General features: G+C 68.1%; 25 protein-coding genes. 7 read left to right on the top strand and 18 right to left on the bottom strand.

Annotation, left to right across the window (positions count from 1 at the left end; all coding sequences use genetic code 11):
* The first annotated feature begins 43 nt into the window (after positions 1 to 43).
* A complete protein-coding gene (locus ACFVYE_RS04785; RefSeq protein WP_389604070.1) occupies positions 44 to 1267 on the top strand; it encodes an Ig-like domain-containing protein in 1224 nt (407 codons plus the stop codon).
* Positions 1268 to 1404: 137 nt separating this feature from the next.
* The gene (locus tag ACFVYE_RS04780; RefSeq protein WP_383959089.1) at positions 1405 to 3000 is read left to right on the top strand and encodes a CocE/NonD family hydrolase; all 1596 of its coding nucleotides are present in this window, start codon (positions 1405 to 1407) and stop codon (positions 2998 to 3000) included.
* Positions 3001 to 3059: 59 nt separating this feature from the next.
* On the opposite strand, the gene ACFVYE_RS04775 is transcribed toward ACFVYE_RS04780, so the two are convergent.
* The 10 genes from ACFVYE_RS04775 to ACFVYE_RS04730 all read right to left on the bottom strand — a co-directional run bounded on the left by ACFVYE_RS04775 (position 3060) and on the right by ACFVYE_RS04730 (position 10870).
* Complete coding sequence (locus ACFVYE_RS04775) at positions 3060 to 3932, bottom strand: amino acid ABC transporter permease (protein WP_383959090.1); 873 nt, start codon at positions 3930 to 3932, stop codon at positions 3060 to 3062.
* Positions 3929 to 4573 carry an amino acid ABC transporter permease gene (locus ACFVYE_RS04770; RefSeq protein ID WP_327271946.1) on the bottom strand — a complete coding sequence of 215 codons (645 nt, stop codon included), beginning with the start codon at positions 4571 to 4573 and terminating at the stop codon, positions 3929 to 3931. The genes ACFVYE_RS04775 and ACFVYE_RS04770 overlap by 4 nt, the downstream gene beginning before the upstream one ends.
* Before the next feature lie 16 nt (positions 4574 to 4589).
* A complete protein-coding gene (locus ACFVYE_RS04765; RefSeq protein WP_383959092.1) occupies positions 4590 to 5501 on the bottom strand; it encodes a glutamate ABC transporter substrate-binding protein in 912 nt (303 codons plus the stop codon).
* 14 nt (positions 5502 to 5515) lie between these two features.
* Positions 5516 to 6259, bottom strand: a complete 744-nt coding sequence (locus ACFVYE_RS04760) for an amino acid ABC transporter ATP-binding protein (RefSeq protein ID WP_383959161.1) — start codon at positions 6257 to 6259, stop codon at positions 5516 to 5518.
* 123 nt (positions 6260 to 6382) lie between these two features.
* Positions 6383 to 6823: a DUF6278 family protein gene (locus ACFVYE_RS04755; RefSeq protein ID WP_383959094.1), complete on the bottom strand. Its 441-nt coding sequence runs from the start codon at positions 6821 to 6823 to the stop codon at positions 6383 to 6385.
* A 395-nt stretch (positions 6824 to 7218) separates the two neighbouring features.
* The gene (locus ACFVYE_RS04750) at positions 7219 to 7398 is read right to left on the bottom strand and encodes a hypothetical protein (protein WP_389604067.1); all 180 of its coding nucleotides are present in this window, start codon (positions 7396 to 7398) and stop codon (positions 7219 to 7221) included.
* Complete coding sequence (locus tag ACFVYE_RS04745) at positions 7391 to 7570, bottom strand: hypothetical protein (protein WP_383959096.1); 180 nt, start codon at positions 7568 to 7570, stop codon at positions 7391 to 7393. Before ACFVYE_RS04745 ends, ACFVYE_RS04750 begins: the two co-directional genes overlap by 8 nt.
* Positions 7571 to 7906: 336 nt before the next feature.
* Positions 7907 to 8758, bottom strand: coding sequence for an aldo/keto reductase (locus ACFVYE_RS04740; RefSeq protein ID WP_383959097.1), 852 nt, complete (start codon positions 8756 to 8758; stop codon positions 7907 to 7909).
* Between the two features lie 40 nt (positions 8759 to 8798).
* Positions 8799 to 9827, bottom strand: coding sequence for a zinc-binding dehydrogenase (locus tag ACFVYE_RS04735; protein WP_383959099.1), 1029 nt, complete (start codon positions 9825 to 9827; stop codon positions 8799 to 8801).
* Positions 9828 to 9892: 65 nt separating this feature from the next.
* On the bottom strand, positions 9893 to 10870 hold the full coding sequence (locus tag ACFVYE_RS04730; protein ID WP_389604064.1) for an aldo/keto reductase: 978 nt from the start codon (positions 10868 to 10870) through the stop codon (positions 9893 to 9895).
* 218 nt (positions 10871 to 11088) lie between these two features.
* Between ACFVYE_RS04730 and ACFVYE_RS04725 the strand changes: the two genes are divergently transcribed.
* Positions 11089 to 11997, top strand: coding sequence for a helix-turn-helix transcriptional regulator (locus ACFVYE_RS04725; RefSeq protein ID WP_383959103.1), 909 nt, complete (start codon positions 11089 to 11091; stop codon positions 11995 to 11997).
* Between the two features lie 59 nt (positions 11998 to 12056).
* On the opposite strand, the gene ACFVYE_RS04720 is transcribed toward ACFVYE_RS04725, so the two are convergent.
* Positions 12057 to 12542, bottom strand: a complete 486-nt coding sequence (locus tag ACFVYE_RS04720; RefSeq protein WP_389604062.1) for a hypothetical protein — start codon at positions 12540 to 12542, stop codon at positions 12057 to 12059.
* Positions 12543 to 13147: 605 nt separating this feature from the next.
* Here ACFVYE_RS04720 and ACFVYE_RS04715 point away from each other — a divergent pair.
* The gene (locus tag ACFVYE_RS04715; protein WP_389604060.1) at positions 13148 to 14326 is read left to right on the top strand and encodes a Cmx/CmrA family chloramphenicol efflux MFS transporter; all 1179 of its coding nucleotides are present in this window, start codon (positions 13148 to 13150) and stop codon (positions 14324 to 14326) included.
* Positions 14327 to 14460: 134 nt separating this feature from the next.
* On the opposite strand, the gene ACFVYE_RS04710 is transcribed toward ACFVYE_RS04715, so the two are convergent.
* From ACFVYE_RS04710 to ACFVYE_RS04695, 4 genes are all read right to left on the bottom strand, one after another.
* Positions 14461 to 15240, bottom strand: a complete 780-nt coding sequence (locus ACFVYE_RS04710; protein ID WP_383959108.1) for an exodeoxyribonuclease III — start codon at positions 15238 to 15240, stop codon at positions 14461 to 14463.
* Positions 15241 to 15287: 47 nt separating this feature from the next.
* On the bottom strand, positions 15288 to 15944 hold the full coding sequence (locus ACFVYE_RS04705) for an MBL fold metallo-hydrolase (RefSeq protein ID WP_383959110.1): 657 nt from the start codon (positions 15942 to 15944) through the stop codon (positions 15288 to 15290).
* A gap of 12 nt (positions 15945 to 15956) precedes the next feature.
* Positions 15957 to 17267 (bottom strand): 4-carboxymuconolactone decarboxylase, encoded by a 1311-nt coding sequence (gene pcaC / locus ACFVYE_RS04700; RefSeq protein WP_389604057.1) that lies wholly within the window; start codon positions 17265 to 17267, stop codon positions 15957 to 15959.
* A gap of 245 nt (positions 17268 to 17512) precedes the next feature.
* Positions 17513 to 17710, bottom strand: a complete 198-nt coding sequence (locus tag ACFVYE_RS04695; protein WP_389604055.1) for a hypothetical protein — start codon at positions 17708 to 17710, stop codon at positions 17513 to 17515.
* 475 nt (positions 17711 to 18185) lie between these two features.
* Between ACFVYE_RS04695 and ACFVYE_RS04690 the strand changes: the two genes are divergently transcribed.
* From ACFVYE_RS04690 to ACFVYE_RS04680, 3 genes are all read left to right on the top strand, one after another.
* Positions 18186 to 19154: a trypsin-like peptidase domain-containing protein gene (locus tag ACFVYE_RS04690; RefSeq protein WP_383959116.1), complete on the top strand. Its 969-nt coding sequence runs from the start codon at positions 18186 to 18188 to the stop codon at positions 19152 to 19154.
* Between the two features lie 116 nt (positions 19155 to 19270).
* Positions 19271 to 20362: a protein kinase gene (locus tag ACFVYE_RS04685; protein ID WP_389604053.1), complete on the top strand. Its 1092-nt coding sequence runs from the start codon at positions 19271 to 19273 to the stop codon at positions 20360 to 20362.
* Positions 20363 to 20366: 4 nt separating this feature from the next.
* Positions 20367 to 21551: a hypothetical protein gene (locus tag ACFVYE_RS04680; protein ID WP_389604051.1), complete on the top strand. Its 1185-nt coding sequence runs from the start codon at positions 20367 to 20369 to the stop codon at positions 21549 to 21551.
* A 148-nt stretch (positions 21552 to 21699) separates the two neighbouring features.
* Here the strand turns inward: ACFVYE_RS04680 and ACFVYE_RS04675 are convergent, their stop codons facing one another.
* From ACFVYE_RS04675 to ACFVYE_RS04665, 3 genes are all read right to left on the bottom strand, one after another.
* Entirely contained in the window at positions 21700 to 22242 is a 543-nt protein-coding gene (locus ACFVYE_RS04675) for a hypothetical protein (RefSeq protein WP_389604049.1), read from the bottom strand.
* Between the two features lie 91 nt (positions 22243 to 22333).
* Positions 22334 to 22516 carry a hypothetical protein gene (locus ACFVYE_RS04670; RefSeq protein WP_383959124.1) on the bottom strand — a complete coding sequence of 61 codons (183 nt, stop codon included), beginning with the start codon at positions 22514 to 22516 and terminating at the stop codon, positions 22334 to 22336.
* Between the two features lie 195 nt (positions 22517 to 22711).
* Positions 22712 to 24145 (bottom strand): MFS transporter, encoded by a 1434-nt coding sequence (locus ACFVYE_RS04665; RefSeq protein ID WP_383959125.1) that lies wholly within the window; start codon positions 24143 to 24145, stop codon positions 22712 to 22714.
* Positions 24146 to 24341 lie beyond the last annotated feature (196 nt).

Raw genomic sequence — 24341 nt, 5'->3', positions numbered from 1 at the left:
TACCTCTCCACCGACGAGAAGCAATGCCTTGGAGGTTTTTCCGTTGATCTCTGCACGTCGGCGCATACGCCGTACCGCCCCGCTCGGCCGCCCGGTCCGGCTCACCCTGATCGCGGGTACCGCGGTGCTCGGCGCCACGCTCACCGCCTGTTCCGGCGCGTCCGCATCGGACTCGGGCAAGGGATCGGGGCACGTGGCCGGGAAGGCACCGGCGCAGGAAGCCGAGATCTCGGTGAACCTCCAGGGCGGCAGAGCCACCCCCGGGAAGCCGGTGAAGGTGACCCTCGACAGCGGCAGGCTGAAGACGGTCACGGTGAGCGCGGCCGAGGGGGACGCGCTCACCGGCCGGATATCCGCCGACGGCAGGACCTGGACGTCGGACCGGCCGGCCGCGCCCGGCACCACGTACAGCGTCGAGGCGAAGGACACCGAGGGCGGCAGCGACAAGGCCGGGTTCACCACCGCCGGGGCCGACAAGGTCAACAAGCTGACGCTGGCCCCCGGCAAGAACACCACGGTCGGTATGGCCCAGCCCCTGTCGATCGTCTTCGACAACCCGGTGAAGGACAGGGCCGCGGTCGAGAAGGCCCTGAAGGTCTCCACCTCGAACAACACCGAGGGCTCCTGGGGCTGGCTGCAGGACTACTCCGGCAAGGACCGCATCGACTGGCGGCCCAAGGAGTACTGGAAGTCCGGTACGAAGGTCACGCTCGACGCCGACCTCAACGGAATCGACTCGGGCCCGTCCGGCGGCTGGTTCGTCCGCGACTACAGGACCACCTTCACGATCGGAACCAACCAGGTGGTCAAGGTCGACCTCGATCGTCACCGGCTGACGCTGAAGCGGGACGGGAAGACCGTCATGGACGTGCCCATGTCGGCCGGCACGCCGGGCGGCGAGAAGGCGTCCTGGCGCGGCACGGCCGTACTGATGGCCAAGGAGGGCACGATCAACATGCGCTCCGAGACGGTCGGCCTGGGCGACGCCTACGACAAGATGGTCGACTCGTCGATGCGGCTGACCTGGTCGGGGATGTACGCCCACGCGGCGCCGTGGAACGCCGCCTACTTCGGGGTGGCCAACCACAGTTCGGGCTGTGTCGGAATGAGCGACTCCAATGCCGCCGCGCTGTACCAGCAGGTGCGGGTGGGCGACCCGTTCGAGATCACCGGCACGGACGCCAAGGGCACGGTCGCGGAGGGCAACGGGTACGGGGCGTGGAATGTGACATGGTCCGACTGGCAGGCGAAGAGCGCGCTGAAGTGAGCCGTACGGCCGCGCCGCGCTACTGACACCGCATCCAATAATCGTTACTCTCACGCAACTCACCGACGAGTTACCACGAGTAAGGAGCCGGGGTTACCGTCGGGTCACTTTGCACCGACACGCGTGAGGAGTGACCCGTGGCACGCCCGTACCCGGCTCTGCGCACCACCGCTTCCCTCGGAACAGTCGCCGCCCTGTTCGCCGGAGCCACCCTCGGCTCGGCCCCGGCGGCCGCCGCCCGGCCCGCCGCCGCAGCCGTGGCGGCGTCCGCCCCGAGCCTGAGGTTCTACGACATCCCCGGCTCCGGCGGGATCACACTCAAGGGCAATGTGTTCACGCCCGCCGGTGCGGAGCCGGGCGAGCGGCATCCACTGATCGTGCTGCCCACCAGCTGGGGCCTGCCACAGGTCGAATATCTTGCCCAGGCCCAGCAGCTCGCCGACTCCGGCTATGTGGTGGTCAGTTACACCTCGCGGGGCTTCTGGCTCTCCGGCGGCAGGATCGAGGTCGCGGGCCCGCCCGACCTCGCCGACGCCTCCTCGGTCATCGACTGGGCCCTGGCCAACACCCCGTCCGACCCGGACCGCATCGGCATGGGCGGGGTCTCCTACGGCGCGGGCATCAGCCTCCTGGCCGCCGGCCACGACAAGCGGATCAAGGCCGTGGTCGCTCTCAGCGGCTGGGCCGATCTCATCGACTCCATCTACAGCGGCCGCACCCAGCACCTCCAGGCCGCAGCCCTCCTCGGTGGCGCCGGCCTGCTCACCGGCCGCCCGGGCGACGAACTGAACCGGACGCTCACCGACTTCCTCGGCTCCGACCTCGCCAAGGAACAGGACATGATCGCCTGGGGGAAGAAGCGCTCCCCCGCCACGTACCTCGACGAGATCAACGCCAACGGCGCCGCCGTGATGATGGGCAACGCCTGGGGCGACACGATCTTCCCGCCCAACCAGTACGCCTCGTTCTACGACAAGCTCACCGGCCCCAAGCGCCTGGAGTTCCGCCCCGGCGACCACGCCACCGCCGAGGCCACCGGACTGCTCGGCCTGCCCAACGACACCTGGACCGACGCCCACCGCTGGTTCGACCGCTACCTCAAGGACGAGCGCAACGGCATCGACCAGGAGCTGCCGGTCCAGCTCAGGTCCCGCAACGACGGCGGCTACGAGGGCTATCCGGACTGGAAGTCGGTCGGCGCCGCCGAGGAACGGATCGCGCTCGACGGCACGAAGAAGATCTACGCGAATATCGACTCGGGCGCCAACGGCGGCATCGTCATGCTGTCCAACGCCCTCGACCAGTTCGTGAAGCTGCCGCCGCTCGCCTCAATCCCGCTGCTGCCCCGTACCTTCGCAGGCGTCTGGCAGTCCGAGACGTACGCGTCGAAGCGGCACATCCGGGGCACGGCCAGGCTCCACACCACGCTGACCAGCAACAAGGAGAGCGGCACCTTCGTCGCGTATCTCTACGACGAAGGGCCGCTCGGCCTCGGCAAACTGGTGAGCAACGCCCCCTATACCTTCCACGGACAGACACCGGACCGGCCGTTCCCCGTAGACCTGGAGCTGTTCTCCACCGCCTACGACGTCCCGGCCGGTCACCGGCTCGCCCTGGTGATCGACACCGTCGACCCGCTGTACATCGAGCACAACCCGGCCGGCTCACAGCTGACCTTCTCCTCGCCCCGGGCGGACCCGTCGTACGTGTCCGTTCCCTTGCGCGAGAAGTGATCACCGGCTGCTGCCGGGCGGGCACTGCCCCTCGGGGACCGCTTCTCAGCGGGTCCCGGCTACTGCACTCCCGGCAGCAGCGTTCCTGGTTCGGCCGGTGCGACCTCCACGGCCTTCGTCTTCGGATTGCGCCGCTCCCGCTTGGCCACCCACGTCGCGAACCAGGAGAGCAGCATGCACATCCCGATGTAGATCGGCGAGATCACCATCACCACAGGGATGAAGGGAAGATCGTAGTCGAGGTTGGAAGCGATGAGCTTGCCCGCGTGGAGGAATTCCTCGTAGGTGATCAGATAGCCCAGCGATGTGTCCTTGAGGGCCACCACCAGCTGGCTGATGATCGTGGGCAGCATGGCACGCACCGCCTGCGGGGCCAGTACGAACGTGGTGACCTGCGTCTTGCGCATCCCCAGGGCGTACGCGGCCTCGCGCTGGCCGCGCTCCACCGAGTTGATTCCGGTACGGAACACCTCGGCGAGCACCGAGCCGTTGTACAGGGTCAGACCGGTGACCAGCGCGGGCAGCGGCTGCACCTTCAGCGCCACGAAGATGAAGAAGATCATCACCAGAACGGGCATGGCCCGGAAGAACTCGACCAGAAGCGTCGAGGCCCAGCGCACGACCCGGTGGTCGGAGAGCCGGCCGACGGCGAGCACCGCCCCGAGCACGAGTGAGAGCACCGCGGCGTACGCGAACGCCTTGAGGGTGTTGCCCAGTCCGCGCAGCAGCAGCTCCTGAATGCCCTTGTACTCGAAGGGTGTCCATTTGACGCTGGTGAACTGTTCGGTGTCGAAGAGCAGATAGATGACCCAACCGACCAGGGCGAGGATCAGGGCCGTCGAGACGAACCCGTACAAGCGGTGGCGTTTACGGGTGACCGGGCCCGGGATGTCGTAGAGCGCGGTGGGGGACGGCGCGGTGCGGGTGGTCATCGGGCGACTCCCCAGCGCTTCTCCAGCACATTGAAGAGCGCACTGATGGACAGGGTGATGATCAGGTAGCCGACGGCGATCCAGACGAAGGTCCAGATGATGCTGTACCCCAGCTCGTTGAGGGTTTTGTAGGTGCCGAGCAGCTCGGTGACGCTGAAAGCCCCGGCGATCGCCGAGTTCTTGGCGAGGGCGATCAGCGTCGAGCCGATCGGCGGGATCACCGAACGGAACGCCTGCGGCAGCACGATGTTGTTCAGCGTCTGGCCGAACGTCATGCCGAGGCTGCGGGCGGCCTCGCCCTGCCCCGTCGGCACGGTGTTGATGCCGGAGCGCAGCACCTCGCAGATGAACGCGGAGGTGTAGCAGCCGAGCGCGAGGACCGCGAAGACCTTGAAGGGAAGCACCAGGCCGAAGCGCGGCAGTCCGAGCAGGACGGCGAAGAAGAGCAGCGTCAGCGGGGTGTTGCGCAGCACCGTCACCCAGACCGTGCCGAGCACCCGGAGCGAGCCGACGGGAGCCACCCGGCAGGAGGCCATGAAGAAGCCGAGGAGCAGGGCCAGGATCGAGGAGTAGACGGTCAGCTCGACCGTGCCGAGGAAGCCCTTGCCGTAGAGGGAGAAGTTCTGTGTGAGTACGTCCATGGTCGATGCCCGCCTCTCAGGTCGCCGGGTAGCGGTCGATGGGCGGCGGAGTCGGCGCGGGCACTCCGGACAGACCGAGTGTGGCCTCGAACGCCCTCTTCCAGTTGCCGTTCTTCTCGTTCGCCTCCAGGGCGTCGTTGAGGGCGAACCGCAGCGCGTTGTCGCTGCGCGGGACGCCGATGCCGTACGGCTCCTCGGAGAACGGCTTGCCCACCACCTTCAGCTCCTTGGGCGCCTTGGCGGCGAAGCCCAGCAGGATCGCGTCGTCGGTGGTGACGGCGTCGACCTGGTACGTCAGCAGGTTGTCGACGCAGATCGAGTACGTGTCGTAGCCGACCAGGATCGCCTTCGGGTAGTCGGCGGCGATGCGCTGGTACGGGGTCGATCCGGCCGCCGAGCAGACCGTCCTGCCGGCCAGGTCCCCAGGGCCGTTGATGTCGTGTTCGTCGGTGCGGACGAGCAGCGACTGCCCGGCCATGAAGTAGGGCCCGGCGAAGCCGACGAGCTTCTTGCGCATGGCGTTGATGGTGTAGGTGCCGACGTAGTAGTCGATCTGGCCGTTCTGAAGAGCCGTCTCGCGGTTGGCGGAGGCGATGGTCTTGAAGCGGATCGTCTTCGGGTCGAAGCCGAGTGAGGCCGACATCATCCTGGCGATCTCGATGTCGAAGCCGGAGTAGACACCGGTGGCCGGGTCCTTCTCACCCAGATAGGGCTGGTCCTCCTTGGCCCCGACCCGGAGGTATCCGCGCTTCTTCGCCTTCTTCCAGGTCGGTGATTCGGGCAGCCGGAAGCTGGTGTCGACCTTGTACACAGGCAGTTGCTCGGGCTTCGGTCCCTTCACCGGCGGGCTGCCCTCCTTGCCGCAACCGGCGGCGAGCACGGCCAGCAGGAGACCGGCGCAGGCGGCCAGAACTCTTCTCGTACGCAACACGGAGCTCCCCGTCAGTGCTTGAGGATCTTGGACAGGAAGTCCTTGGCGCGATCACTCTCCGGAGCGGTGAAGAACGCCTCGGGAGTGCGGTCCTCGACGACGCGGCCGTCGGCCATGAAGACCACACGGTTGGCGGCGGAGCGGGCGAAGCCCATCTCGTGCGTGACGACGACCATGGTCATGCCGTCCCGGGCGAGCTGCTGCATGACCTCCAGCACCTCGTTGATCATCTCCGGGTCGAGTGCAGAGGTGGGCTCGTCGAAGAGCAGCGCCTTGGGGTCCATGGCGAGGGCGCGTGCGATGGCCACCCGCTGCTGCTGGCCCCCGGAGAGCTGGGCGGGGAACTTATCGGCCTGCGAGGCGAGTCCGACCCGCTCCAGCAGTTCCCGGGAGCGCCGGTCGGCGTCGTCCTTCTTCCGCTTGCGGACCTTGAGCTGGGCGAGTGAGACATTGGCCAGCACGGTCTTGTGCGCGAACAGGTTGAACGACTGGAAGACCATGCCCACTTCGGCCCGGAGCTGGGCCAGCCCCTTCCCCTCCTCGGGAAGAGGTCTGCCGTCGATCGCGATGCGACCCGACTCGATCGTCTCCAGCCGGTTGATGGTCCGGCAGAGCGTTGATTTACCGGAGCCGGAGGGGCCGATGACCACCACCACCTCCCCGCGGCCGACGGTGAGATTGATGTCCCGCAGTACGTGCAACTGCCCGTAGAACTTGTTGACGTCCCGCAGCTCGATCAACGGATCGACGGCCATACGCTGCCCCACCCACTTGTCGCTATGTCGAGGTCAGCGCAAACTATCCAGCGCGAAAAGGGACTTCGCCTCCGACACGCACAAATGGGGCATAAGGCGTCTTGTCTGGTTTTGGCGAAAGGTCTACCCCTCGGCCGACTCCGAGTACACCTGCGAGAGCTCGGGACTGCCCGCCATCGCCCAGTCCAGCCCGGCCTCGACCACATCGATCTCCCGCCCGGAGGCGAGCCGCACCACGGGCTGTCCGCTCGGCCAGATGCTCCAGACCGCCCCGGGGACGTTGCGCACCAGAACCGTGCCCAGGTACAGCCCCGCGTCGTTGCCCAGCCAGGGCAGTTCCTCGGGATCGTCGCGCCAGCGCGGCGGCAACTGGTCGAGAGCCGCCAACGAGGCCGGGCTGTCATCGAGTTCGAGCCCCCGCTGCCCCGCCCGGACACGCAGCAGCTCGCACTCGGCAAGGAGCTCGGCCACGCCATCGGGATCAGCCGCGACGGCGGCTGCGAGCCCCGCCTCCCGTGTGCCGGAGTGACGCTTGCGCCAGTTGTCCAAGAAAGGGATGTTCATGATCGGTTCCCCTTTGGTGCGTTGCCACTGAATACAGGCCCGGCCTGGGCACCATCACACACAGGCGACATCGAGCAGCCAGCTCCAGTTGGCGTCGGTTCGCTCACGTTCACCGTGATCATCTCCCACTCGACTCCCACTGGGCTCCCATCGCGTCAACTTGGCGAAGTGCGAACATCAGCCCACCATGACACAAAGCCGGCCCCGGGTCGCTGCACCTTGGGCGGCGTGGACGGCGACCCGAGACGGGCAATGCGACCACCGATGGAGATCACTTCTCGTTGGCCACCCATTCAAGTAAACAAACGTTCGAATTTGCGACAGTGCCGGTAGGCCTGCGGCATATGCCGGGAGGAGCAGGGCAGTTCCGGTCAACACTCCGGCAAATACAGCGATCATGCGTTTGTCGAGTGCCTGCCGACCTGCCGCTCCGGATCCTCGAACACCGCCGCGCCCTCGGCGACCGCATCCGCAACCGGCGCATGCACCAAAACCTCACCCAGGAACGGGTCGAGGTCTCTCGCAACACGGTTCAGCGCACCGAAGGCGCCCAGTCCGACACGCGGATCAGCCACCTATGGCGCATCGCCGCAGCTCTCGGCACCACCGTCGCCGCGCCCCTCGGCGAATGGAAGCCTGCTCTGTCGCGTCGTAGCTTTCCGGGTAGGGGTCGGTGGGCTCGATCCGGTACACGTCGCAGCCGATGAGATCGCGGATCTTGCGGGCCACGACCTCGGTGTTGCCCACCTTCAGGTCGGTGCGATCGCCGTAGTAGTAGTTCTCGCCGGGCCGCGAGAAGTTACGCGAGCAGCACCTTGCCCCGCGCTGTACCGCTCGCCGCCGGGCTCGGCGACGTCTGTCGCCGACCGCGGGCTTGCCGATCGTTCGCGGGCGATCAGCTGGTTGGGCGGGGCACGGTCATGGCGGTGACTCCGGTGAGCGGCGCGGCGCGCAGGATCGTTCGGCGCCGGGCCGAGCTGTGGTTCGGCTGATTCACAGATGGGCCCTTCGCGAGGGATCTGGCAGCGAGAGGGGCGAGCGGCCGGCGAAGCGGTTGCTCGCCCCTGGGGTGTCGGGTTCGGGTCAGGCGTCCGAGCGGCGCCCCGCGAGCCAGGTGACGATCTCGGGGTCGTGGTGGTCGAAGAACAGGGAGCTGCCGGTGTCGAGGGTGGCGATCTCAGCCATCTGCTCGTCGGTGAGCCGGAAGTCGAAGACGTCGATGTTCTCGGCCATGCGCTCGGCGCGCACGGACTTGGGGATGGCGATGACGCCGCGCTGGGTGAGCCAGCGCAGCACGACCTGTGCGACCGACTTGCCGTACTCCTTGCCGATCTCGGCCAGCAGCGGGTTGGTGAACAGGTCGTTCCTGCCTTCGGCGAAGCCGCCCCAGGACTGGATCTGCACACCGTGTTCGCGCATCAGGTCCTGGTAGTCGGCGCGCTGGAAGAAGGGGTGGGTCTCGATCTGGTTGACCTGCGGGGTGATCTCGTTGTTGACGATCAGGTCGATCATCCGGTCGGGGTAGAAGTTGGCGACGCCGATCGCCTTGGCCGCGCCCTCGCGGTTGAGTGCCTCCATGGCGCGCCACTGGCCGTAGACGTCGCCGTACGGCTGGTGCATCAGGTACAGGTCGAGGTAGTCCAGGCCCAGCTTGGTCAGGGACGTCTCGAACGCGCGGTTGGTGTTGTCCTCGGCGGGCGCGTCCTGGACCCACAGCTTGGTGGTGACGAACAGGTCCTCGCGGGCGATGGCACTGGACTTGATGGCGCGGCCGACGGCTTCCTCGTTGCCGTAGGCGGCGGCGGTGTCCAGCAGGCGGTAGCCGGCGGCCAGTGCCTCGGAGACGGCGCGCTCGGTGTCCTCGGCGGGGATCTGGTAGACGCCGAAGCCGAGGAGCGGCATCTCGACGCCGTTGTTGAGGATGACGGTCTGCATGAGCGGAGTGTCCTTCGCGCTGTGCGGGTGGGAGGGGATGTCAGGGGCGGATGAGGGCCTTGAGGACCTGGCGGTCGGCCATGGCCCGGTAGGCGTCCGGTGTCCGGTCGAGGGTGAAGGTCTGGTCGAAGACGCGGCCGGGGGCGATGGTGCCGTCCAGGACGTCGGGCAGGAGCTGCTCGATGTAGGCACGGGCGGGGCCGGCGCCGCCGGTCAGCGTGATGTTGCGCATGAAGGCGGCCGGGCCGATCGGTCCCTGCTCGTACTGCGGGACGCCCAGGCGGCTGACGGTGCCGCCGTCCAGGACCGCGCCGAGCGCGGTGTCCAGGGCCGGACGGGTGCCGACGGCCTCGATGACCTTGTCCACGCCGCCGGTCAGCTCGCGGATGCGGGCGATGCCCTCCTTGCCGCGCTCGGCGACCACGTCGGTGGCGCCGAACTCGCGGCCGAGGGCGGTGCGGGCTGCGTGGCGGCCGGCGAGCACGATCCGCTCGGCGCCGAGCCGCTTGGCGGCGATGACCGCACACAGGCCGACCGCGCCGTCGCCGACGACCAGCACCGCGTCGCCGCGGGTGACGCCGGCCGTGATGGCGCCGTGGTGGCCGGTGGTCATCACGTCCGACAGGGCCAGCAGCGACGGGAGCAGCGCGGAGTCGGCGGCCACCGGCAGCCTGACCAGGGTGCCGTCCGCATACGGGACGCGGACGGCCTCGCCCTGCCCGCCGTCGACGCCGTCGAAGCCGTACCGGCCGCCGTTGCGGCACGAGATCTGCAGGCCCCTGGCGCAGTAGTCGCAGGTGTTGTCGCTGTAGGTGAACGGGGCGACGACCAGATCACCGGTCTTCAGGCCGGTCACGTCGGCGCCGGTCTCCTCGACGACGCCGAGGAACTCGTGCCCCATGGGGCGGCCGGTGTCGGTGGCGGGCATCGACGCGTAGGGCCACAGGTCGCTGCCGCACACGCATGCGGCCAGCATGTGCACCACCGCGTCGGTCGGCTGGACGATGTTCGGGTCGGGCCGGTCCTCGACGCGGACGTCGCCGGCTCCGTACATCACTGCTGCATGCATGAACGGTGTTACTCCAAACGAAGGGCGGGGTGGCGCCACAACAAGCGCGGCGTGCCGGGTCGGAATCAGCGTTCGAGCATTTGCGCCTGGGCCGCGGTGTGGGTGTCGCCGGCGGCGGGTGGCAGGCTGCTGAGCTTGTCGAGGTGCTCGGCGGTCAGCGTGACGGCGTCGGCGGCGGTGTTCTCCTCGACCCGGCTGACGCGCTTGGTGCCGGGGATCGGGGCGATGTCGTCGCCCTGTGCCAGCAACCAGGCCAGCGCGACCTGCGCGGGCGTGGCGCCGACCTCGACGGCCAGGGCCTTGACCTCGTCGGCGAGCGCGAGGTTGCGCTGGAAGTTCTCGCCCGTGAAGCGCGGGTTGTCGCGGCGGAAGTCGCCTTCGTCGAACTGGTCGGCAGAGCGGACCGTACCGGTCAGGAAGCCGCGTCCGAGCGGGGAGAACGGCACGAGGCCGATGTTCAGTTCCCGCAGGACGGGCAGAACGCGCTCCTCGATACCGCGCGTCCACAGGGAGTACTCGGACTGGACCGCGGTGACGGGCTGGACGGCGTGGGCGCGGCGGATCGTGTCGGGGCCTGCCTCCGAGAGGCCGAAGGCTCGGACCTTGCCCTCGGCGATCAGCTCGCCGACGGCGCCCGCGGTCTCCTCGATCGGCGTGTTCGGGTCGACCCGGTGCTGGTAGTACAGGTCGATGTGGTCGGTGCCCAGGCGCCTCAGGGAGCCCTCGACGGCGGTGCGGATGTTGGCCGGGCTGGAGTCCAGGTTCCAGGCACCGTCTCCGCCGTGGGAGACCAGGCCGAACTTAGTGGCCAGCACCACCTGCTCCCGGCGCCCCTTCAGGGCCCGCCCGAGCAGTTCCTCGTTGATGTAGGGGCCGTAGATCTCGGCGGTGTCGATGAGCGTGACACCCAGCTCCAGCGCCCGGTGCACGGTCCTGATGGACTCCGCGTCGTCGGTGCCGGCGCCGGTGTAGCCGTGGGACATGCCCATGGCGCCCAGACCGATCCGGGAAACCTCCAGGTCACGCAGGTTGATGTACCGCATTGCACCCTCTTCCGATCCATGGTGTTGCCCGGTCTCTCACTTTCGCCCGGCCCGGCACGTCGTGCCGGTTGGAGCCTGGGCGACGGCGAGGGGGCCGGCGTCTTCCTCATTCACCTTCGCCCGGATCGCTCCGGTGTGGCAGGGCGGGCTCTTCAGGGGTAATGACAGGGCCCCCCTCCCGCCCGCGCAGCGGGTGCCCGGCGGGTGAGACTGGAGTCATGGCATCCGAGAGCGCGCACAGCGAGGGCGCCGAGCTGGGCCGCTACCTGCGCGCCCGCCGCACCCAGACCAGCCCCGAACACGCCGGCCTCACCGTCGGCGCCGGAATCCGCCGCACACCCGGTCTGCGCCGCGAGGAGCTGGCCACCCTCGCCGGCATCAGCATCGACTACTACGTACGCCTGGAACGCGGCAAGGAGACCCGCCCCAGCCCCGCCGTCCTCGACTCCCTCGCCCGCGCCCTGCACATGGACGACCAGGAACACCAGCACCTGCGCGAACTCGCCGCCCGCGCGGCCCGCTACGCGCCCGAACCGCCCCCGGCGCCCAGCCGCACGGTGCGCCCCCACCTAAAGCTGCTGCTGGAGTCGCTGCGCCCGAACCCCGCCTACGTGATCAGCCGCAGCATGGACATGCTGGCCTGGAACCCCGGCGGCCTCGCCCTGTACGCGGGCCTGGAGGACTGGCCGGTCAAGCACCGCAACCTCGCCCGCTACCTCTTCCTCCACCCGGCCGCGCGTGACCTGTTCCCGGACTGGGACCGCCAGATCACCGGCTGCGTCGCCCGGCTGCGCGCCGTCGCCGGCACCGCCCCCGATGCCCCCGATCTCACCAACCTCGTCGGCGAGCTGCTTCTGAAGAGCCCGGACTTCGCGGGCCTGTGGGAACGCTACGAAGTGACCGGACGCAAGCCCGCGCAGAAGATCTTCCAGCACCCGCAGGTCGGAACGGTCACTCTCACCTCGCAGTCACTGCACATCGAGGGCACCCCGGGCCAGCGCATCGGCGTCTACACCGCTGAACCCGGCAGCCCCGACCACGACGCCCTGCTACTGCTCGACATGACCGCGCCCCGGCCGGCCGAACGTCCCGCGGCCACCCCCGAAGCCACCGGCCGGCAGTCGTGAGCCACCACGGGCGACGCGCCTGTGCCTGTCCCCCGACATGCCGGCGGCCGTCCTGTAGCTCAACGTGTGGACGAACTCCTGACCGTCGCCTGCCTGCTGGCCGGCAGCACCACCTCGATCCGCGCCGCGACTCGCCTGACCGGCACCACCGTCAGCAGCCACAACGTGTCAGCGCTCCTCGCCGACCTCACCCGCCGCAGCGACTGCGCCGATGTCCTGCTCGCGCACTCCTCGACGAGCACGGCATCGACGAACCCGTCCAATGAGCCCCGCGGCTGGCCGCCCGCGCGCTGCACCACCTGTCCCTGCAGGCCATTGCCGACCGCGAAGGAACCAGCCCGGCCGCCGCACGCCTCGCCCTGCTCAAGGACGGCGTCAACATGCGCCCCCAGGGGCGTACCTGACGCGACGGTGAGATGCCAGTCATCATGCGCGGAGGTCGCCCGCCGCTCGGCACGGTTGCGCGCCGACGCCCGGGCCGAGGGCGGCACCCCGCGCGCCGCCGACCTCATCGAGAACATGCCGGCCTGAACCTTGTCCACCACAGTTGGGGGCGGTGAGGCACCCCCCTGCTTCACCACCTCGGCTGTTGTCATCAGTCTCTTGGTGGGCTCAGCAGTCGCATCTGCCCTGCCGTAGGCACGCACGGGGCACAGGACCGCGGCCTGCACGGTCGACGCCTCCGCCATGCCGGGCTTGCGACCTCCGACACCGCCACGCTTACGCGCGGCCTCCAGGCCGTTCTTCGTCTTCTTGAACTGGGCGGCCGTTCCGGCGGCAAAAGGAGTGGAAGCGAGGAGACCCGGGCTGGTAGCTTCGCGATCATGTCCAGCCCCGAGTCCGACAGAGACTAGCCACCGGTCCACCGGTGGCTGATCCGCTGTCGAGTTGATCCCGTACGGCCGAGTACCGGTCGTGGGTTCGTTGCCGCCGGGCTGCCGCCGCGGGACCACCGCCATGTGGGCTGCGCTTTCCCGTATGCGCTCGTGTTGCACTCGTGCGCAGATTCTCCGGCTCCGGCGCCTGCCGAGTTGTCGAGTCCCGTCCTTGAACGCCCGGACGTTCTTCCGTGTTGCCGCTCGTCATGACGGGCGGGCGCGGCCCACACCCCCTGCCTGGTCCATCCATCAGCCGTCCATGGGGTTTTTTCATGCCATTTGGTGTCTACGCGCTCGGGCTCGCCGTCTTCGCCCAGGGCACATCCGAGTTCATGCTGTCCGGTCTGGTCTCGGACATCGCCGCCGACCTCCACGTATCCATTCCGGCCGCGGGGCTGCTCACCTCGGCCTTCGCGATCGGGATGGTCGTCGGGGCGCCGTTGATGGCGCTCTTCAGCCGGAACTGGCCGCGCCGCCGTGCCCTGTTGTTCTTCCTCTGTGTCTTCAGCGCCGTCCATGTCATCGGCGCGCTCACCCCCAGCTATGGGGTGCTTCTCGCGACGCGGGTCGTCGGGGCGCTGGCGAACGCCGGTTTCTGGGCCGTGGCCCTGGTGACGGCGGTCTCCATGGTCGGACCCGAGGCCCGGGCACGCGCCACGTCCGTGGTGGTCGGGGGCGTCACCATCGCCTGTGTGGCCGGGGTGCCCGCAGGAGCGGCTCTGGGCGGGCACTGGGGGTGGAGGTCGGCATTCTGGGCCGTGGCCCTCGTCTCCGTACCGGCTGCCGTCGTGATCGCCAGGACGATTCCGGGGGCACGGCCGGAGTCCGCTCCCGCACCCGCACGCGACGAGCTGAGGGCCCTGGCCCGTCCGCGGCTGCTGCTGACCCTGCTGACGAGCGCCCTCGTGCAAGGGGCGACGTTCTGCGCGTTCTCCTACTTCGAACCGCTCGCAACCCATGTCACCGGACTCGGTGCCGCCTGGTTGCCCGCCTTGCTCGCACTGTTCGGCCTGGGCTCGTTCGTCGGGGTCACCGCCGCCGGCCGGCTCATCGATGCTCGGCCGGTCGCCCTCACCACGGCCGGTCTGCTCGCGCTCGCCGTCGGCTGGACCGGGTTCGCACTGACCGCGGGAAGCCCGTTCGCAACGGTCGCGCTCGTCTTCGTCCAGGGCATGCTTGCGTTCGGCACCGGGACGGCGCTGATCTCGTGGGTGTTCCGGCTGGCGGCCGACGCACCGACCCTGTCCGGCTCGTTCGCCACGTCCGCCTTCAATGTGGGCGGCGCGCTCGGACCCTGGTTCGGCGGGCTCGCGATCGACGCCGGGTTCGGCTTCCGCTCACCGCTGTGGGTGAGCGCACTCCTGATGGTCCTGGCGCTGGGCACCGCCGGGGCGTCACTGGGAATGCGCCGGGCCACCGACCGGAGTCGCGACGGAGTTCCTGCGGTCTGACCGGCCTCGAATGAAGCCCCGCCCGGCGCTGACGGGCGGGGCTGTCCTGGTCACAGCAAGCAGCCAGCAAGCGGGATAAGGACATCGACCACCGTATCGGCGACCACTGACAACGACGGCCGACGTCCGAGGCGTCAGAGATCGAGGTCCACGACCACCGGGGCGTGGTCGGACGCACCCTTGCCCTTGCGCTCCTCGCGGTCCACATAACTGTCCTTGACCGCCGCGGTGAAGGGCGCGTTGCCGTAGACGAGGTCGATCCGCATGCCCTTGTTCTTCGGGAAGCGCAGCTCCCGGTAGTCCCAGAAGGTGTACGGGCGGTCGTACTTGAGCGGGCGCGGCATGACGTCGGACAGGCCCTCCTGGCGCAGTGCGGCGAGGGCGGCGCGCTCGGCGGGAGTGACGTGGGTCGCGCCCTCGAACAGCGCCGGATCCCAGACGTCCTCGTCGGTCGGAGCCACATTGAAGTCGCCCAGGACCGCGAAGGGCTGCGCGCCCACGGCGTCCGCGGCAACTGCCTTCTGCAGGGCCTCGAACCAGCGCAGCTTGTACGCATAGTGCGCGTGCTCGATCTCGCGGCCGTTGGGCACGTACACCGACCAGACGCGGACCGGGCCGCAGGTCGCCGAGATCGCCCGGGGCTCCTGCACCCCGTCGTACTCGGGACCTTCGGGCAGTCCCCGGACGACGTCGGACAGGCCGGCCCGGGAGACCAGCGCGACCCCGTTCCACCGGCCGGTGGCGTTGACCGCGGACTCGTAGCCGAGCTCGCGGAGCTCGTCCACCGGGAACTGCTCAGCTGTGCACTTGGTCTCCTGGATGCACAGCACATCCGTGCCGGTGCTCTCCAGCCAGGCCAGCAGCCGCGGGAGCCGGGCGGTGATCGAATTGACGTTCCAGGTGGCGATGCGCATGTACGTAAACCTAGCGGCTCCCACTGACAGTCGCCGGACCGGCGGGGTCACAGGCCGGTCGATTCCCCCGGAGTCAGCCGGCCGTGGTCGGCTCCGCCGAGGCTGCCGATCTGGTTGTCGTAGACCGGGCGGGCCAGATCGGTGAGCAGCGCATCGTGGATGTCGATGGCGCGGCGCGGCTTGACCTCGCGTACGTAGTCGATGACCTCGGAGATCTTGTTCCAGGGGGCCATCACCGGGAGCAGCAGGGTGTCGACCGGCTGGTCGGGGACGGTGAGCGCGTCGCCCGGGTGGAAGAGCGAGCCGTCCACCAGGAAGCCGATGTTGGTGATCCGCGGAATGTCCGGGTGGATCACCGCGTGCAGCTCTCCGTGCACCTGTACGTCGAACCCGGCCGCGGAGAAGGTGTCCCCGTGGCCGACGGTGTGGACCCGGCCCGGGAAGGCCGCCGAGAGCTGGTCGGCCACGCTGCGCAGGGTCCAGATCTCGGCGGCCGGGTTGGCCTCCATACCGGCGCGCAGCCGGCCCTCGTCGAAGTGGTCGAAGTGCTCGTGCGTCACCAGTATCGCGTCGGCGCCGACGGCGGCGTCCTCCTCCGAGAGGCCGCCCGGGTCGATGACGAGCGTCCGCCCGTCCTTCTCCAGACGGATGCAGGAGTGCGTCTTCTTGGTCAGTGTCAGGTGCATGGGGTTCACGGCGTTCATGGCCCCATCCTGCTACGGACGGGGCGTCGTTTCTTCCTGAATCACGCTCTGGGCGATCGAGAACGCGGCGCTCGCGGCCGGTACTCCGCAGTACACGGCGGTCTGCATCAGCACCTCCTTGATCTCGGCCGGGGTGAGGCCGTTGCGCAGTGCGGCCCTGACATGGGCGGCCAGGCTCTCCAGATGGCCGGAGGTGACCAGCGCGGTGAGCGTGACACAGCTGCGGGTGCGGCGGTCCAGGCCCTCCCGGGTCCAGACCTCGCCCCAGGCGTAGCGCGTGACGAGTTCCTGGAAGTCGTCGGTGAATTCGTCGGAGGCGGCCATGGTCCGGTCCACATGGGCGTCGCCCAGCACCTCGCGGCGCACCTTCATGCCGGGCTCGTACGGGTCGGCGCGTCCGGTGGTCCCGGTCTCGGGCTGCGGTGTGGCGGCGGTGATCTCCGCGATGGGCAGCACCGGGGTGGAGAGCTGCGGGGCGAAGGGCGGGACGGGGATGGCGGCGAGGGTGTCCTGCCAAGCCGTGGAGAAGTGGGTGAGGAGCAGGTCGGTGACGGCTCCGGGCTGCTCGACCGGGGCGAGGTGGGAGGCGCCGGGGACGAGGGCGAGCCGGGCGTCCGGTATGCCCGCGACCAGGGTGCGGGCGTCGCCAGGTCCGGTGACCCGGTCCTCGGCACCGACCAGTACGAGGGTGGGAGCGGTGATGCGGCCGAGTTCGCCGCGGACGTCGAAGGCGGCGAGGGCTTCGCAGGCGGCGATGTAGCAGCCGGGGTCGGTGGTGCGGACCATCTGGACGGCCCACTCGACGATGGCCGGCTGGGCGGCGGCGAAACCGGGGGTGAACCAGCGCTCCGGTGCGGTGCGGGCCATCGGCTCCAGACCATTGGTGCGGACGACCACCCCGCGCTGGCGGAACTCGTCGGCGCTGCCGAACCGGGGCGAGGCGGCGACCAGCGCCAGCGAGGCGACCCGGTGCGGGTGGCGCAGCGCGAGGTCGGCGCCGATCGCGCCGCCGATGGAGCAGCCCGCGTACCCGAAGCGCTGGACGCCGAGCCTGTCGAAAGTGGCGAGCAGCCGGTCGGAGAGTTCGGTGACGGCGGTCGCGGGGTGGGCGGGGGCGCCGCCGTGGCCGGGGAGGTCGAAGCGGAAGACTCTCCAGTGCTGGGTGAGCTCCGGTATCTGCCGGTCCCACATGTGCCATGAAGTACCGAGGGAGGGGCCCAGGACCAGGATCGGTGCGTCTTCTGGCCCGTCAAAGCGGTATTGCAGGGTTTCAGTCTTCGTCTCGCTCACCCGCTCACGCTCCCATATCTCACAATTTCTCATGGAAGGGGGTCGGGAGACTCGCCAGACCTCCCCATGTATCCGCCGCCGGACGAAGATCCTCCACATCCGGCTTCACATACCAGCGCTTCGAGGTCTTGACGTCGGTATGCCCCGCCCACAGCACAAGGAGGCGATCAGGCACCCCGTTGTTCGCGAGGTATGTGAAGCAACTCGCGCGGGCATCGTACAAGTGGGCTCCGGAGCGCGTTCTCAGCCGTGATCTTGTACGCCCGCACGCGCAGATGTCACCCGTCGAGTGTCCTGCCGAGTTCGTCCGCGAGCAGATGCCCGCTGTTCTCGTACGCCTCCCTCGCCGCCCGCTTCTCGGCCATCTGCGTGCCCCTGAAGCGCTTCGGGGCTTCGCCGACCAGAGCGAGCGGGGGAAGAGTCCGCTCACCGGCGGCCGACTTCGTGTCCCTTTCCACCACCGTCTTGTTCCCCATCAGCGTTCGCGTGCTCCACGCAGAGCGACACCGCGAGATGGCAGTGCGGGGGTCAGGGACGGCAGGAAGGGGTAGAGGAGGTACGAGGCGGTCCGGGGTGGACGACTCCTCGGCCGCAAAGGCGAGTTCGGCTTTCTACGGTATGTCGGGGAAAGGGATTTGACGGAGACAGGCGTCCGATGGGCGTCCGGGCACGGACCTTGTCCTGCGGCTTGCTCCACGTGGGATCAACGGGGCCGTGCCCCTTTGCTCGGCGCGTACGAGAGCTGCGAACATCTCGTCATCGAACGCAACCGTCGCCCCTCCGACCGCGTGAGTGCCTGCGAAAGGTGTCATGGCGAAGAAGGGGGGCTCGGTGCCTCGCACTGAGAATGCAAGCAGCGGGGTGAAGCCGGGCGCGTCGCTTGCAGGGGCCGCGCTCGGCGATCCCCTGCTCGGGTTGGCCAATCAACTCGTCCCGGACTGAGGCATCGTCGTGGACACAATTGGAAGGCTGGTACGGAACGGTAAGGCCGTCGCGACCGCATTCGTCGTCACTGTCGATGGGCTCGCCGCCACCGCCGCTCACGTTCTCACTCCTCATGCAGGCGCCGAATGGACGTTTGAGCCGATCACAGTGCCTGGACTGTCGCTGCCGGTCGACACCTCCTTACCCTCGGATGCGGCAGCCGATGTGGCGCTCATCCACGTCCGCGGAACCGTGAACTGGCAGCCGATGACGCTCATATCACACACGAGCGCCACGCCCGGAGACTCGGTTCACCTGCGTGGTTTCGCCGCGTCACGCGACTACGACTCCGGTGTCGGCAACTACGTCGGCGAAACGGCGGAAAACGGCCGTGCATGGGTGAAGACAAGCTGCCGGCACGCTCAACCGGGCATGAGCGGCGCACCTGTGCTGCTCACCGGCACGGGCAGCGTCATCGGCGTCGTATCGGCGCGCCTCAACTCGGGACGCTGGAACCGCGACACCGTGCTGCTCGCACCGACTGAGGATCTCGTCGCGCTCGCTCCCGAGCGCCTCCATCTCGCCGAACCGATCCGCCAGTTCGCGAACGGGACCTTGCGGTTGTCGTGGCTGCGAGGAAACACGGCGGAACTCATCCTGGAAACGGACGACTTCAACGTGTCGCTCGGTCGTAATTCGACCAATCGCGTGTACCTGCCGGACGACCGCGACAGCCGCTTCCACGGCCACCTGACCTTGGCCGGCACAACACTGGTCTACCAACACCTGGGCTCTCGCCCCGCGTTCCTGGCCGGCCCTACGCGGCAGCTGAAGATCTCCAAGGGTGACTCCTGCCCGGTCGGTGACAAGGACCGTCTGCATGTCGCGAGCGGAACGATGCTGGTGGAGTTCTCCGGGCCCGATCTGTTCGACCCGAATGCGGGGCCGACAACACCGCCGGACGAGGAGGAATCAAAGGAGTGGACACTGATCTGACTGCCGACGAGCCGTACGAACCTCCCCAACCGTTCGCCGGCGCGCCCGCAGCTGTCGGCGAAGTACTGGCCGGTCGCTGGTCAGTGGCGGAGATCCGTCGCGGCGGGCAGGCATGGGTGCTGATCGTCGACGACCTCGAGCACGGACATCGCCGCGCGATCAAGACTCCTCTGTACGCCGAACTCACCGGCGACGCCGAACTCGCGATGCTGTTGGAGCTCGAACCGCATCCCCACACCGTCACCACACTGGACGTGATCGAGATACGAGGTCGATCGGGCATCGTCTTCGAGTACGCTCCCTCGACTCTGACCGACCTGCTGAGACAGCACCACCGGGTCGCGTCGCTCCAGCCTTCGCCTGACGGACGCCGCGACGAACCCGCCACAATGAACGTACCGCCGCTGCCGAATCGCCTGGCCGAAATCCTTCAGCAGGTGTGCGACGGCATGGCTCACCTCTCCCGGATCACCGAGGTGGCCCACCTCGATCTCAAGCCGCCTAACGTGCTCGTCGACAAAACCGGTCACGCCAAGGTCGCCGACTTCGGCCTGGCCCAGCATGTCCGCATCCGGCACGGGCGCTTCTCGACCGCACGAGGTGGAACCTGGGCGTATGCCGCGCCCGAGGTGCTGCGGCAGGAACCCTGCGACACCCGTGCCGACGTCTTCTCGTTCGGAGTGCTCCTCTACGAAGCGTGCACCGGAAGACTCCCCTACCCCTTTGCGCTGGCACCGGACCCGGACACTCAGCGCGCGCAGCTCCTCGACTACTACACGTCCTCAGGTCCGCGCCATCGCGCCGAAGAGCTGTACTACTGGGGCCAGTCGACGATGACTCAGGTTCCGGTCCTCCCACCCGGCGAAGGCATCAGCATCGTGCTGTCGAGTTGTCTGCAGCAATACACGGAAAAACGTCCGCAGTCATTCGGGATGCTCGCCGACATGCTCGCCAGAAGCCTTTCGAGGCCACCGATCGAGGCCGCAGGGATTCCGCTGCCCGAAATCGACCGGCAGCACCGGGAACTCGCGCTGGCGCAGGTACTGATCCGGCTCGGCCGGCTGGACGAGGCCGTGAACCGGCTGAACCGGCTGCTGACGACGCCACTGCCTCCGGAACTCTCCGCGACAGTGGTGGAAACGGCCCGGAAGGCATTGACCGGCGCCGGGCGGCATGCCGAAGCGGCGGCACTCATGGATTGGCGGTGACCCCATGCAGCGATTCGAACAGCCTGAACAGTGGGAATACCTTTCGGAGCTGCGGAAGAGGGTGGACGAACTCCTGAGAGGCGGCCGGCACCGTACCGCCCTGGACGAGGTCCTGAACCATCTGCGCCACGACCCCGAAAGCACCGACGCACTGTTCCTGGCCCTCATGATTCTCAGTCAGAGCCGGACGGAACTCCTCGAATCCTCCGAACCGCCGACCAACGCCCAAAGAATCAGTGCACTGCTGGCTCCGATCAAGACGGAATGCTCGTCCTGCCATCTGGGCTGGTACTCGATCCATGCACTCCTGAGTGCCAATGACCGCGCCTCGCTGACGGTCTTCAGCCCCGCCGGTCTGCAATGCCAGAATTGCCGGTACACGCTGTGCAGGAACTGCTTGCGGCGGCCGCAGTCATACACAGTGCCCGTTGACATGCCAGAGATCGTCAGTGGCTTCTGCCCGAGTCCTGGATGCACAGAGCAGTTGACCACGCCGGTACTCCCCACCGGACGCCATGACGTGACACCGATGGACCCCGACGGAATCGAAGGCGTTGTCGTCGCGCGGGACGGCTTCATCCTTCCGACGATGGACGAAGCTCTCGTGGTCGTGACAAAATTCCTTCCCCTCATCGCCGATGACGCGCCCCTCATCCATATTCGCCGGAGCACTCCCGGCATGATGAGTGACGAATCCACCCGCGACGAACTCGCGCAGTCATTCGTCCTCGAGCTGGAGCGCGAGGGGGTGATGGCGCCCGGAGCCTGGGCGCGCTCAAGGCGTATGTTCATTCTGGCGGGCGCTGCGAGCGACACCGACTACCTGATCACCGTTGTACGGAAGGGGGAACAACACGCATCGCCGGCCGATCCGCGCCGTGGCACCCATATGGCCACGTATACCTACCTTCTACAGATACTTGCAAATAACGGGGTCTGGTCGATAATTCGCGACCCGCACTCCGGCAATCTCATCGAGGGCTCACTCGGCGCCGTTGCGGCACCGGAGGAGATGCTGCCCGACATCGCTCAGGAAATCATCAAGCGGTTCGACAGCATTTCGCTCAAGCGACGTGTCGTGTTCTTCGAAGGGGACCGCACGAAGCAGAAGCTCACCACTGAAGACGTGTATGGCGTTTTCATCGAAGGCAGCGAAATCGTTGCCCCCTACTCCGATGATCCCGCCTGAACCGCCTGGGATCAACATTCCTGCATCCCCCTGAAGTTGCTGGTCGCAGGACTGATGCGATGGGGGCTCGGGGCAGGGGTGACAGCCTCGCCGGATGGAACGCACAGCCCATCGGCGAGGCGGAGACCGGCGCCCGACGGGGCCAAGGCTATGTGGAGGGGAAGTTCTTCACGAGATCTTTCAGCACTCGACCACAAGCGCGACAGTGGGCTGCTATCCCGCCATCACCGGACTTGATGAAATCAGAACAGAAAGCGCACTGGAGATGGGAGCAATGGTCACAGCGCAGGCCGTGGCCCTTGTCCCGCGCCTCGTCGACGGTGAGGTACACGCTGAGAGTCGAGGCAAGGCGAGCAGCCTCCGGCAGGTCGAACGGCACAACATAGAAGCCGCACCATGCGCAATGCGTGGACGACGGAACGGGATCTTCCGACTGCACGCGCGAACCGAACTCGATCAGCTTTCCATTGCTCTCTTCGAAGAGATACATCAAATCACGGCCAAAATTCCCCTCCGGCGTCTCGACAACGACGTAGACATAGGGGTCCTTTACCGGCGCCTGCCGGAGGAACGCCAGGGCATGAGCCCTGTCCGGACCGCGGTAGACATGGTACGTCGCTCTGGGCTTCTTCTCCGTCCCTAAGAACTGGACGGCTTCATTCTTCGTCTTCCTGCTCGGCCAAGGGCTCATTCACAGCAGGCTACTCGCCCAACTCGGTGACGAACAGGCGCAGAGGGGCGGCCGACGACGGTCCGCCGGAAAAGGAATGGGCTGTGCGTTCTCACGTGGCGAGATCGAGTTCGGGCAGGGCTCGGTCGGGGTCATTGCGGTGGTGGTCGTCCACCTGGTCGATGTTGGTCCATCCGGCGAGGCGGGCGGGGCCGACGGCGAGGTTGCTCAGGGAGACCATCACGCGGGGTGTGCTGCCCGTACGGATGCGGGAGGCGTCCTCGGCGAAGGTCACGTCTCTGACGTGGTGGAGGGCTTCAACTCCCGGGGCTTGCACCGGATGCGGGCCAGGACGGCCGGGGTGGCAGGGCCGGCGGACGCACTGGTGATGCCGAGTTCGGCGTGGCAGTGGGTCTTGCCGGCACCGCAGGACCGCCCGAGGCGCGAGAAGGTCGTCCGGCCGTCACGAACGGGCTCGTCGTGCGGTGCGTCAAACGGCCCGACCGGCCGTGGACACTGTGGCGCCCGGGTCCGGCTCCGCCGAGCGGGGTGCCTCCTCGAACAGGCCGGTCGAGGCTTCCAGTTCGGCGCGGGTCGGGGCCAGCAGGGAGCGCCCCCTGGTCTCGGGGCCGAAGAGAACGGCGGGCATTCCGATCACCACGCAGACCAGCACTGCGAAGAGCGCGACCGCCCAGGAACGGCCGCCGGTCCACTCGACCAGCGCCAGCGCGATGATCGGCGTGAGGCCGCCCGCGACGGCGCCGCCGATCTCGCGGCTGAACGTGAGTCCCGTCATCCTGATCCGCGCGGAGAACAACTCCGCGAAGTAGGCGCCCTGCGGTCCGAACATCGCCCCGACCCCCACACCGAGCCCGATGACCAGCGCGATCGTCAGGCCGAACCGGTTTCGGGTGCTGTCGATGATCCAGAAGAACGGGAACGCGTACAGCGCGCAGAAGAGGGTGCCGAACAGGAGCACGGGCCGGCGCCCCACCTTGTCGGAGAGCGCGCCGAACAGCGGCATCGTCACCAGCGCCACCGCCGCCGCGACAGTCACCGCGAACGGTCCCGCCGAATCGTCCATGTGGAGCGTGTCGCTGACGTAGGCGGTGATGAAGGTCAGGAAGAGATACGCCATCACCGACTGGGCACTCTGGGTCCCGATCAGCACCAGGGCTCCGCGCCGCTCATGGGTCAGCACCTCGCGCAACGGCGCCTTCGGGACCTCGCCCTCGTGCTTCACCTCCTTGAACGCGGGGGACTCCTGGAGCTTGAGACGGATGAAGAGCGCGAGCCCGATGACCACGACGCTCGCCGCGAACGGCAGCCGCCAGCCCCAGGTCAGGAAGGTGTCGTGCGGCATGCTCGCGACCACGCCCATGGCGGCCGACGCCAGCAGCAGGCCCAGGTACACCCCGGAGGCGGGCCAGGCGCCGTGCAGCCCGCGCCTTCGCGGCCGGGCGAACTCCACGGACATCACGGCCGAGCCTCCGAACTCGGCCCCGGCGCCCAGGCCCTGCACGAGCCGCAGGACCAACAGCAGGACGGGCGACCAGATCCCGGCCTGCTCGTATGTGGGGAGGAACGCCATCAGCACGGTGGAGCCGCCCATCACCAGCAGGGTGATGACAAGCACGTGGCGCCTGCCGACCCGGTCACCGAGGCTGCCGAACAGGGCACCGCCCAATGGCCGGACGAAGTAGCCGAGGGCCAGCGTCGAGAACGCCGCGAGGGTCCCGATGAACTCGTTGTCGACCGGGAAGACGACCTTGTTGAAGACGAGGGCGGAGGCGACGGCGTAGAGGTAGAAGTCGTACCACTCCAGGGCCGAGCCAATCAGGGCTGCCGGTATGACGCGCCGCATCGACGCGCTCGCCGCGGCCTGGCCGGAGGGGAATCCCTGGCCGGACGGGGTCGTTGCCATTTCCTGCTCCTTTGCGGAGAAATGGGAGGGAGAAAGGGTGGAGAGGGGTGGGGTGAGGCTCACGTCGAGAGACTCGAAGGACGGTGCGACATGGGAGGGGTGTGGCAAAGGGCCTTCCGCCAAGGTCCAGGGGCGCTCTGTGCATCCGGGTGCCTCCTGGGCGGACTCGGAGCGGAAGGGCCGGCCGTGCGCGGAG

Origin of the sequence: Streptomyces sp. NPDC058239, from assembly GCF_042882185.1 — a bacterium.
Taxonomy (GTDB): domain Bacteria; phylum Actinomycetota; class Actinomycetes; order Streptomycetales; family Streptomycetaceae; genus Streptomyces.
The sequence above is the reverse complement of the archived record's forward strand: the minus strand, read 5'-3'. Positions and strand labels throughout refer to the sequence as shown.

Excerpts from the sequence above, each read along its gene's own strand:
- ACFVYE_RS04725 (WP_383959103.1), top strand. The coding sequence starts at position 11,089 with ATGGCATCCGAGAGCGCGCACAGCGAGGGCGCCGAGCTGGGCCGCTAC.
- ACFVYE_RS04735 (WP_383959099.1), bottom strand. The coding sequence starts at position 9,827 with ATGCATGCAGCAGTGATGTACGGAGCCGGCGACGTCCGCGTCGAGGAC.
- ACFVYE_RS04775 (WP_383959090.1), bottom strand. The coding sequence starts at position 3,932 with ATGACCACCCGCACCGCGCCGTCCCCCACCGCGCTCTACGACATCCCG.
- pcaC (WP_389604057.1), bottom strand. The coding sequence starts at position 17,267 with ATGAGAAATTGTGAGATATGGGAGCGTGAGCGGGTGAGCGAGACGAAG.
- ACFVYE_RS04710 (WP_383959108.1), bottom strand. The coding sequence starts at position 15,240 with ATGCGCATCGCCACCTGGAACGTCAATTCGATCACCGCCCGGCTCCCG.
- ACFVYE_RS04715 (WP_389604060.1), top strand. The coding sequence starts at position 13,148 with ATGCCATTTGGTGTCTACGCGCTCGGGCTCGCCGTCTTCGCCCAGGGC.
- ACFVYE_RS04680 (WP_389604051.1), top strand. The coding sequence starts at position 20,367 with ATGCAGCGATTCGAACAGCCTGAACAGTGGGAATACCTTTCGGAGCTG.
- ACFVYE_RS04760 (WP_383959161.1), bottom strand. The coding sequence starts at position 6,259 with ATGGCCGTCGATCCGTTGATCGAGCTGCGGGACGTCAACAAGTTCTAC.
- ACFVYE_RS04695 (WP_389604055.1), bottom strand. The coding sequence starts at position 17,710 with ATGGGGAACAAGACGGTGGTGGAAAGGGACACGAAGTCGGCCGCCGGT.
- ACFVYE_RS04705 (WP_383959110.1), bottom strand. The coding sequence starts at position 15,944 with ATGAACGCCGTGAACCCCATGCACCTGACACTGACCAAGAAGACGCAC.
- ACFVYE_RS04730 (WP_389604064.1), bottom strand. The coding sequence starts at position 10,870 with ATGCGGTACATCAACCTGCGTGACCTGGAGGTTTCCCGGATCGGTCTG.
- ACFVYE_RS04770 (WP_327271946.1), bottom strand. The coding sequence starts at position 4,573 with ATGGACGTACTCACACAGAACTTCTCCCTCTACGGCAAGGGCTTCCTC.
- ACFVYE_RS04755 (WP_383959094.1), bottom strand. The coding sequence starts at position 6,823 with ATGAACATCCCTTTCTTGGACAACTGGCGCAAGCGTCACTCCGGCACA.
- ACFVYE_RS04740 (WP_383959097.1), bottom strand. The coding sequence starts at position 8,758 with ATGCAGACCGTCATCCTCAACAACGGCGTCGAGATGCCGCTCCTCGGC.
- ACFVYE_RS04665 (WP_383959125.1), bottom strand. The coding sequence starts at position 24,145 with ATGGCAACGACCCCGTCCGGCCAGGGATTCCCCTCCGGCCAGGCCGCG.
- ACFVYE_RS04675 (WP_389604049.1), bottom strand. The coding sequence starts at position 22,242 with ATGAGCCCTTGGCCGAGCAGGAAGACGAAGAATGAAGCCGTCCAGTTC.